Origin of the sequence: Microvirga sp. Mcv34, from assembly GCF_024519725.1 — a bacterium.
Lineage (GTDB): Bacteria > Pseudomonadota > Alphaproteobacteria > Rhizobiales > Beijerinckiaceae > Microvirga.
In genome coordinates this window covers 1-8,026 of record NZ_JALJRK010000136.1, presented here as the reverse complement: position 1 = coordinate 8,026, position 8,026 = coordinate 1, and the positions used below count along the sequence as shown (strand labels likewise).

Annotated in this window: 11 protein-coding genes; 7 read left to right on the top strand and 4 right to left on the bottom strand. The window is 62.3% G+C overall.

Annotation, left to right across the window (positions count from 1 at the left end):
- Together solA and OC446_RS28435 are read left to right on the top strand one after the other, a co-directional pair.
- The coding region (gene solA / locus OC446_RS28440; RefSeq protein ID WP_262032299.1) for an N-methyl-L-tryptophan oxidase at positions 1-1,071 on the top strand (1,071 nt) is incomplete at its 5' end.
- Positions 1,072-1,101: 30 nt separating this feature from the next.
- A complete protein-coding gene (locus tag OC446_RS28435; protein WP_262032298.1) occupies positions 1,102-2,220 on the top strand; it encodes an ABC transporter substrate-binding protein in 1,119 nt (372 codons plus the stop codon).
- 66 nt (positions 2,221-2,286) lie between these two features.
- Here OC446_RS28435 and OC446_RS28430 read toward each other — a convergent pair whose 3' ends face one another.
- The 3 genes from OC446_RS28430 to OC446_RS28420 all read right to left on the bottom strand — a co-directional run bounded on the left by OC446_RS28430 (position 2,287) and on the right by OC446_RS28420 (position 4,006).
- Positions 2,287-2,721, bottom strand: coding sequence for a hypothetical protein (locus OC446_RS28430; RefSeq protein WP_262032297.1), 435 nt, complete (start codon positions 2,719-2,721; stop codon positions 2,287-2,289).
- Between the two features lie 151 nt (positions 2,722-2,872).
- The gene (locus OC446_RS28425; RefSeq protein ID WP_262032296.1) at positions 2,873-3,157 is read right to left on the bottom strand and encodes a hypothetical protein; all 285 of its coding nucleotides are present in this window, start codon (positions 3,155-3,157) and stop codon (positions 2,873-2,875) included.
- Between the two features lie 126 nt (positions 3,158-3,283).
- Complete coding sequence (locus OC446_RS28420) at positions 3,284-4,006, bottom strand: Crp/Fnr family transcriptional regulator (RefSeq protein WP_262032295.1); 723 nt, start codon at positions 4,004-4,006, stop codon at positions 3,284-3,286.
- 329 nt (positions 4,007-4,335) lie between these two features.
- Here OC446_RS28420 and OC446_RS28415 point away from each other — a divergent pair, with 329 nt between their 5' ends.
- The 3 genes from OC446_RS28415 (at position 4,336) to OC446_RS28405 (ending at position 6,992) form a co-directional block, all read left to right on the top strand.
- Positions 4,336-5,811, top strand: a complete 1,476-nt coding sequence (locus tag OC446_RS28415) for an amidase (RefSeq protein WP_262032300.1) — start codon at positions 4,336-4,338, stop codon at positions 5,809-5,811.
- Between the two features lie 220 nt (positions 5,812-6,031).
- Positions 6,032-6,787 (top strand): rhodanese-related sulfurtransferase, encoded by a 756-nt coding sequence (locus OC446_RS28410; protein ID WP_262032294.1) that lies wholly within the window; start codon positions 6,032-6,034, stop codon positions 6,785-6,787.
- Positions 6,780-6,992 carry a SlyX family protein gene (locus OC446_RS28405; RefSeq protein WP_262032293.1) on the top strand — a complete coding sequence of 71 codons (213 nt, stop codon included), beginning with the start codon at positions 6,780-6,782 and terminating at the stop codon, positions 6,990-6,992. Before OC446_RS28410 ends, OC446_RS28405 begins: the two co-directional genes overlap by 8 nt.
- Before the next feature lie 22 nt (positions 6,993-7,014).
- On the opposite strand, the gene OC446_RS28400 is transcribed toward OC446_RS28405, so the two are convergent.
- Positions 7,015-7,227, bottom strand: coding sequence for an alkylphosphonate utilization protein (locus tag OC446_RS28400; protein ID WP_262032292.1), 213 nt, complete (start codon positions 7,225-7,227; stop codon positions 7,015-7,017).
- Positions 7,228-7,459: 232 nt separating this feature from the next.
- On the opposite strand from OC446_RS28400, the gene groES reads away from it, so the two are divergent.
- A complete protein-coding gene (gene groES / locus OC446_RS28395) occupies positions 7,460-7,774 on the top strand; it encodes a co-chaperone GroES (RefSeq protein ID WP_262032291.1) in 315 nt (104 codons plus the stop codon).
- Positions 7,775-7,830: 56 nt separating this feature from the next.
- Positions 7,831-8,026: TCP-1/cpn60 chaperonin family protein (locus OC446_RS28390; RefSeq protein ID WP_305797876.1), on the top strand; the 196-nt coding region annotated here is incomplete at its 3' end.

The window sequence follows — 8,026 nt, the reverse complement described above, 5'->3', positions numbered from 1 at the left end:
CGTCGGGGGCGGCGCGTGATCGGCATCGAACAATTCGAGCCGGGCCATGACAAAGGGTCGTCGCATGGGGAGAGCCGCATCATCAGGCTGTCCTATTTCGAGCACCCGTCCTATGTGCCGCTGGCCCGCCGTGCCCTGGAGAAATGGCGCGAGCTGGAGGAACTCACCGGCCAGACCATTCTCACCGTGACGGGTGTTCTCGAGGCGGGCTATCCCGGCTGTCAGGTCGTCGAGGGCTCCCTGGAGGCGTCCCGGCTGCACGAGCTCGATCACGAGGTCCTGAGCGCCGACCAGATCAACCAGCGCTTTCCCGCCTTCAAGGTTCCCTCCCATTGGACCGGCTTGTATCAGCCGGATGGAGGCTTCCTCCGGCCGGAACTCGCCATTCGGCAGTTCGTGGAATTGGCGCAGCGGCATGGCGCCGAGGTTCGGACGAGGGACCGTGTGATCGCCATCGAGCCGGTCGGATCCGGCATTCGTGTCAGGACCGAAGCCGGCGAGATCGAAGCCGGATCGGTTATCGTTGCGGCGGGCGCCTGGATCGGCGATTTCGCCCCCGAGCTGAAGCCGCACCTCAAGCTGACGCGTCAGGTGCTCGGCTGGTTCGAGCCCCTGAAGCCCGCCGCCTATACGCCGGACCGCTGCCCGGTCTTCATCTTCGAATCCGAGGACGACGCCTGCTACGGCTTCCCGGATTTCGCCGGCACGGGCGTCAAGACCGCCTCCCACCGCAAGGGCGCCTCTCTTCCATCAGCCGACCATCTGGCGCAGGACGGCGGGCCCGAGGACGAAGCCCATATCCGCCGCATGCTCGCCCTGGCGATGCCCGATGCGAACGGGCCGCTCAAGGCCATGCGGACCTGCATGTATAGCCGCACGCCGGACGAGGATTTCGTGATCGACCGCTCGTCGATCGATTCCCGGATCGTGCTGGCATCACCCTGTTCGGGCCACGGTTTCAAGTTCGCCAGCGTGATCGGTGAGGTGCTGGCGGATCTCGCCCTTGGAAAAGCGCCCGTGAACGACATCTCTCGTTTCAAGCTCGGTCGCCTTGACAAGCAATCGGCCTGACACGACCCGATGCAATCTGGAGGAACAGCCATGAACAAAAGATATGTCTGTCACCTGTCCGTCCTGGCCCTGCTGGCGGGAACCGGATTGGCGCGCGCCGAGGACATCACCATCGCCGTGGCCGGGCCGATGACCGGCGCGGTCGCGAGCATCGGCGAGCAGCTCAAGAACGGCGCCGAACTGGCCGCGCAGGCCATCAACCAGAACGGCGGCGTGAACGGAAAGACCATCAAGATCGTCGTCTACGATGACGCCTGCGATCCCAAGCAGGCCGTCGCCATCGCGAACCGCATCGTGTCCGAGGGCATCAAGTTCGTCGACGGCCATGCCTGCTCGGGCTCTTCGATCCCGGCCTCCGAGGTCTATGCGGAGGCAGATGTTCTGATGATGAGTCCGGCCTCCAGCAATCCGGCCATGACCGACAAGGCGGCGGAGCAGGGCTGGTCGACCATCATGCGCCTCTATGGCCGCGACGACGCGCAGGGCAAGTTCATCGGACCGTGGATCAAGCAGAACTACGGCACCAAGAAGATCGGCATCCTCCACGACAAGAGTGCCTATGGCAAAGGCCTCGCGGATGTGGTGAAGGCGTCCCTCAACAGCGCCGGGGTCAAGGAAGTGCTCTACGAGGGCATCAATGCCGGCGAGAAGGACTACAAGGCGGTGGTGAACCGTCTCAAGAGCCAGGGGGTCGAGTTCCTGTATTTCGGCGGCTACCATACGGAAGCGGGCCTCATCATGCGTCAGGCCGCCGACCAGGGCTACAAGTTCCAGCTGATGATGGGCGACAGCATCGCCACGCCCGAATTCGGCGCCGTGGCCGGTCCTGCGGCCGACGGAACCCTGTTCACCTTCCCGCCGGACGGGCGCGACAGCGGTGCCGCAAAGGGAGCCCTGGAGCAGTTCCAGAAGATCGGCTTCGTGCCGGAGGGCTTCACGCTGTTCTCCTATGCGACCGTTCAGGCCATCGCGGGCGGGATCGCCAAGGCCGGCAGCACGGATCCGAAAGCGGTCGCCAAGACCCTGCGCGGCACGAATGTCGATACAGTCCTGGGGCCGGTGACCTTCGATGAGAAGGGCGACATCAAGGATCCGAAATATAACATCAATGTCTGGAAGGGCGGCACGTACAGCAAGCTGACTCAGTAGGGGTCCGCTTGCTCGAACAACTGGGCGGTTCCTTCGGGAGCCGCCCTTTCTGACTGCCGGTGTCGCTCACTCCTGGGCGACGGCCTTATCGGTCTCCCGCGCCGGAACAAGGTGCTCGATGGATACCCACTCGGTGCAGGCCCTGAGAATGGGCGCAAGATACGCCCGATTGCCCTCGATCTCGACAACCCGGCAGGAATAGGCCCGCCGATCCCCCGGAGGGCGGTACACGACAGTGGCACCGGGCCTGATCTCGTCATGAGCCGATGTGTGCGGTTCGTTGCAGGCCGAGAGAGTTATGGCCTGCCCGTTGTCCTGTTCGAAGGCGGCTTTCTGGCCGGCCCTGTAGCGATCGAGAGCCTGGATCGCCACTCTGGCGCGGTCGCGGTAACGGTCGCAGACGACCCGCATCAGGGTTCCCTTTTCGCGGCCCGGATACCAAGTCACGCCACCGATCTTGGCCAGTTCCTCTGCAACGATTTCGATTTCTTCCTCAGTCATTGGCTACAATCCCTCATGAGCAGTTGGTCTGTGCTCAGGTCTTGTGAATGCACCCACGCGACCTGCCTCGCTGAGTGCTGATGCCCCAAAGGAATTTTTTGTTGGTTGCGGCGCCTGGCGTTTGGATCGCGCCGTGTAGGATGACGTTTGACTACGCTTTTAATTCCATTATCTGCTTCTGCAGGATGGCGAGCTGCTGGATATAAGGCTGCCGACGCTCGTAATGGCGCGACTTCAGCTTTGCCAGCGCGCGAACCTTGAGGTTGGTATCCGGCGAATTGTTACAAACTTTCTGACGCTCCTGCTCGTAGTCGAAATCGATATCGGCCAAGGTCGCTAGGAGAGATTGAAGTAACGGCTGGACTGTTGGTGGATAGATTCTGGGAAGGGGCGGCTTGCTATACCTTTCTTCGTTTTGAAACTTCGTATCAACCATTTCTTTCCTCATATTAACTTGCGTTAATAGAGCCTCAGAATACTGAGGTAGGGTTACCCCGTCTGTTGGGAACCCGACAGAAACGCCAGAAAACTTTGCGCCAATCAATTTGCTGTGTTTCGCGCCTTAACGAGAGCTGGGCAGAAGCCTTTCGAAGCTCTGACGGGTTGCGCGGTAACATTCGCAGGCGGTCTTCTCGAGCCCATCGCGGTTCGTGATCCTGATCGTTCCACGGCCTTGGCTGATCAGACCCAGCCGCTGGAGCGTGCTCGTGACGCTGCTGACGGTGGAGCGCTGAACCCCCAGCATTTCGGCGAGGATTTCATGGGTGAGGGGAATGTCGTCCTTGTCGGTCCTGTCGCGGGTGCTCAGAATCGCACGGCAGCAGCGCGCTTCCACACTGTGCACGGCATTGCAGGCGACGCATTGGAGCGTCTGCGCCAAAAGGGCTTCCGTGTAGCGGAAGAGCAGGCGGCGGATGTTCTCGCGCTTGTCGATCGCGTCCTTCAAACGATCCAGGGCAATACGCGATGCCGTTCCAGCAATCTGGGTGACGTAACGTCCGAAGGATTGGTGCATGATGAGCGCGCTCATGACGCCGAAGACGGATTCTCGTCCGAAGATCGCCATCTCGACTGAGCCGCCGTCCTGCAGAACGGCGACCAGGGAAATGACCGCGTCATGGGGGAAGTAGGTGTGCCGGATCTGTTCCTCGGTCTGATAGACGACCTTCCCTCGTGGCAGGTCGACGACTTCGAGATGAGGCTCCAGCCACAGATAATCGTCTGGCTCCAGAGAGGCGAGGAGCTGGTTTCTCCGGTGGATGGCGGCCTTCGTACCATTCTTCATGGCAGGGTCTCACCGCATTTCGGATCCCCGGATGAATGTAACCGGGTATCCGCCATGATACTGATATCACAAGTTAAAGATGTGCAATCCCGGTGCGGCCCTTATGAACAGGCGTTTCGCATTCGCTGGTTGGCCCTCCCCGAAACAGGGAACGACGGATGGCTCGTTCCGTCGAAGCAACGATGGGCGCTTCGCTTTGTGCCGTTCTCTCATGGGAGGTGCCACCAAAGAGTGAGCGGAAGGCTCTCGCTTCTGTTGCCGGTTCCGCCTCTGCGCTGGTGTCATGGGGCTATGCGCATGATCGCAGGGAAAACCGGTTTACCGGCACCATGGAAGACTCCAGCATGGCTGCGGGCCGATTCCTTCAGGAGACTTTCGCATTGAGTACGCAATCATCTTCGTATCAGACTCGCGGCAGCGCCCCGGACGACTTGGCCGATTGGTCTGCTTCCGAGCTGCTGGAAGCGTATTCCCATAAGACGGTGTCTCCTGTCGATGTGACGAAAGCCGTGATTGCCCGCATCGATGCGTACGAGCCGCGACTTCAGGCGCTCTATGCCTTCGATCCGGATGCGGCGCTGCGTGATGCACGTGCTTCGGAGGAGCGCTGGAAGAGTGGCGAGGCACGAGCGCTCGACGGCGTTCCTGCGACGATCAAGGAGAACATCGCCACCAAGGGTACGCCGGTGCCGCTCGGCACGGCGGCGCGTCCGCTCGTCCCGGCTGCCGAGGATGCGCCGGCGGCGGCACGCCTGCGCGAGGATGGCGTCGTCATTCTCGCCAAGACCACCATGCCGGACTACGGCATGCTCTCCTCGGGGCTTTCGAGCTTCCATCCGCTCGCGCGCAACCCGTGGGACCTCTCGAAGAACCCGGGTGGAAGCTCCGCAGGTGCGGGAGCTGCTGCGGCCGCCGGCTACGGGCCGTTCCATATCGGCACCGATATCGGCGGCTCGATCCGCCTGCCGGCGTCCTGGTGCGGCGTGTTCGGCCTCAAACCCAGCTTCGGCCGCATCCCCATCGATCCCACCTATTACGGGCGCGTGGCGGGGCCGATGACCCGCACCGTACGTGACGCCGCCCTCATGATGACAAGCCTCACGCGTCCCGACATGCGCGATCCCATGAGCCTGCCGTACCAGGACCTGCCGTGGCTCGATCTCGACATCGACGTGAAGGGGCTGGCCATCGGCGTGATGATGCAGGCGGGGATCGGCCTGCCCCTCGACCCGGAGGTGCGTGCCGTTGTCGAGAACGCCGCCAAGGTCCTCCAGGCGGCCGGTGCGGTGGTCGAAGAGGTGCCTCCCTTCATCACCCGCGAAATGCTCGACGGCCTCGACGATTTCTGGCGCCAGCGCGCCTGGATGGACATGGCTCCCTTGAGCGACGACGAGCGCGGGAAAATCCTGCCCTACATCCTGCAATGGGCGGAGGGCGGCAAGGCCCTGACCGGCGCGCAGGTCTATAGTGGCATGAACCAGATGATGGTGATGCGCCATGCGGCCGTCGCGGCGACCCACCGCTTCGACTTCGTCATCTCCCCAGTGGCGCCCTGCGTGGCTTACCCGGCGGAGCTCGCCTCGCCCATCCACAACCCGGAGGAGCCGTTCGAGCATATCGGCTACACGGTGGCCTTCAACATGTCGGACCAGCCGGCGTCCTCGGTCAATGCGGGCTTCACCGAGGCCGGCCTCCCAATCGGCCTCCAGATCATCGGTCGCCGTTTCGACGATGTGGGCGTGCTGCGACTCTCCCAAGCCTGGGAAACGATGTGCCAGGATAGGCGGCCGTGGCCGACGCTGTAGCGCCGCACGGCTCACGCTCGCCGGCAATGACATTCTCCTCTGGCACGGCCGGGCTCGTTCCGGCCATCCCGGCCGGAAAAGCGCCGCGTCTCAAGCGATCGAGATCACCGGCGCGGTTCCCGAATCGGGGCCGGGGCGTGGGCGGGTCGAGCGGTTGAAGCGACACAAAGAGCGAGACAGGAGGGTTTTCTCCTGCGAACGCCGCTGATAAACAGCCGCCATGACGTACAAGGTCGCCGCCCTCTACCAGTTCGTTCCTCTGCCGGATTTCCGGGAGCTGAAGGACCCGCTGCATGCGCTCTGCCTGGAACTGGGGATCCGGGGCACGCTGCTCCTTGCCCAGGAGGGGATCAACGGGACGGTGGCCGGCAAGGACGATGCCATTGATGCCCTGATGGCCGAGCTGCGCGACGGCGGGCTCTTCAAGGGCCGTCTCGACAATCTCGAGCTCAAGTTTTCGACCGCAGCCGAGATGCCGTTCAAGCGGATGAAGGTGCGTCTCAAGAAGGAGATCGTCACCCTCGGAGATCCGCAGACCGATCCGCTGCGCCGGGTCGGGACCTATGTGATGCCCGCCGAGTGGAACAGGCTCCTGGACGAGCCCGGTATCGTGCTGCTCGACACGCGCAACGATTTCGAGGTCGAGATGGGGACCTTCGACGGAGCGGTCGATCCCCGGATCAAGCGCTTCAGCGAATTCAAGGAGTTCGTGAAGAACGAACTCGACCCGAAGCAGCACAGGAAGGTCGCCATGTTCTGCACCGGCGGCATCCGGTGCGAGAAGGCCAGCTCCTATATGCTGGCTCAGGGCTTCGAGGAGGTGTTCCACCTCAAGGGCGGTATCCTGAAATACCTGGAGGACGTTCCGGAGGCGGAGAGCCGCTGGAACGGCGGATGCTTCGTATTCGACGAGCGCGTGGCGCTCGGCCATGGGCTCGTGGAGCAGTCGGGCGGGGCAGGGGATTCCGATGAGTGATTTCGAAGCCCGGATCGAGGCACTCGAGGTGCGCGCCGCCTATCAGGACCAGGTGATCGAGGACCTGAACCAGACGGTGATCGCCCAGTGGAAACTGATCGATAGCTTGAGACGGCAGTTCAACGAGCTGCTCGACCGCGTTCAGGAGGTCGAGGACAATACAGGCGGCACCTCCGCGTCCGAGCCGCCGCCGCCGCATTATTGAACGCGGCGGCAAGGCAGTTGCATCAGACTTTCTTCACGAACTCGGTCTTGAGCACCAAGCCCTTGATCTGAGGCGACCGGCATTCGATTTCGCCTTCGTCTTCCGTCAGGTGGATGTTCTTGAACACGGTGCCCCGTTTCAGGGTCGTCGAGGAGCCCTTCACCTTGAGATCCTTGACGACCTGGACGGCATCCCCCTCGTTGAGGATGGTGCCGTTGCTATCCCTCACAACCATTTATTTCTCCTTGGAGGGCCTCTGTGCCCTGCCGGAGAGGGCATAACCGCGTGGCGCGCCGGTTGTCCAATCAGGTCTGCGGCGCGAGTCCGGCGCCGGGTTCCCACAGATGCTAAAAATTTCTCGCACCCCTCTTGAACGGTAAAGCTTGCCCAACCAAATCATCGCCCGCGGAGGCCCCGAGAGGCTCCGCGTGAGAAGTTAACATGCTGATATCATTGGAGGAAGCTTCATGAAGTTCCGTCCTTTGCATGACCGTATCGTGGTCAAGCGCATCGACGCCGAGGAGAAGACGGCGGGCGGGATCATCATCCCCGACACGGCCAAGGAAAAGCCCCAGCAGGGCGAGGTGATCGCAGTCGGTCCCGGCGCCCGCAACGATCAGGGCCAGCTCGTTCCCCTCGACGTGAAGGTCGGCGACACCGTGCTCTTCGGCAAATGGTCCGGCACGGAAGTGAAGATCGATGGCGAGGATCTCCTGATCATGAAGGAGAGCGACATCATGGGCGTGCTGGAACAGGCGACCGCCCAGAAGAAGGCCGCCTAAGGCCACTCCCACAATCAGAGTCACACATCGTTACGTCTCATCAGGAGTGACGAACAATGGCTGCTAAGGAAGTCAAATTCGCCCTGGATGCCCGCGAGAAGATGCTGCGTGGCGTCGATATTCTGGCCGATGCCGTGAAGGTCACGCTGGGTCCCAAGGGCCGCAACGTGGTGATCGAGAAGTCCTTCGGCGCGCCGCGCATCACGAAGGACGGCGTCACCGTCGCCAAGGAGATCGAGCTCTCCGACAAGT

Coding starts and splice junctions, on each gene's coding strand:
- groES (WP_262032291.1), top strand. CDS start 7,460: ATGAAGTTCCGTCCTTTGCATGACCGTATCGTGGTCAAGCGCATCGAC.
- OC446_RS28425 (WP_262032296.1), bottom strand. CDS start 3,157: ATGGTTGATACGAAGTTTCAAAACGAAGAAAGGTATAGCAAGCCGCCC.
- OC446_RS28420 (WP_262032295.1), bottom strand. CDS start 4,006: ATGAAGAATGGTACGAAGGCCGCCATCCACCGGAGAAACCAGCTCCTC.
- OC446_RS28400 (WP_262032292.1), bottom strand. CDS start 7,227: ATGGTTGTGAGGGATAGCAACGGCACCATCCTCAACGAGGGGGATGCC.
- OC446_RS28405 (WP_262032293.1), top strand. CDS start 6,780: ATGAGTGATTTCGAAGCCCGGATCGAGGCACTCGAGGTGCGCGCCGCC.
- OC446_RS28415 (WP_262032300.1), top strand. CDS start 4,336: ATGGAAGACTCCAGCATGGCTGCGGGCCGATTCCTTCAGGAGACTTTC.
- OC446_RS28410 (WP_262032294.1), top strand. CDS start 6,032: ATGACGTACAAGGTCGCCGCCCTCTACCAGTTCGTTCCTCTGCCGGAT.
- OC446_RS28435 (WP_262032298.1), top strand. CDS start 1,102: ATGAACAAAAGATATGTCTGTCACCTGTCCGTCCTGGCCCTGCTGGCG.
- OC446_RS28430 (WP_262032297.1), bottom strand. CDS start 2,721: ATGACTGAGGAAGAAATCGAAATCGTTGCAGAGGAACTGGCCAAGATC.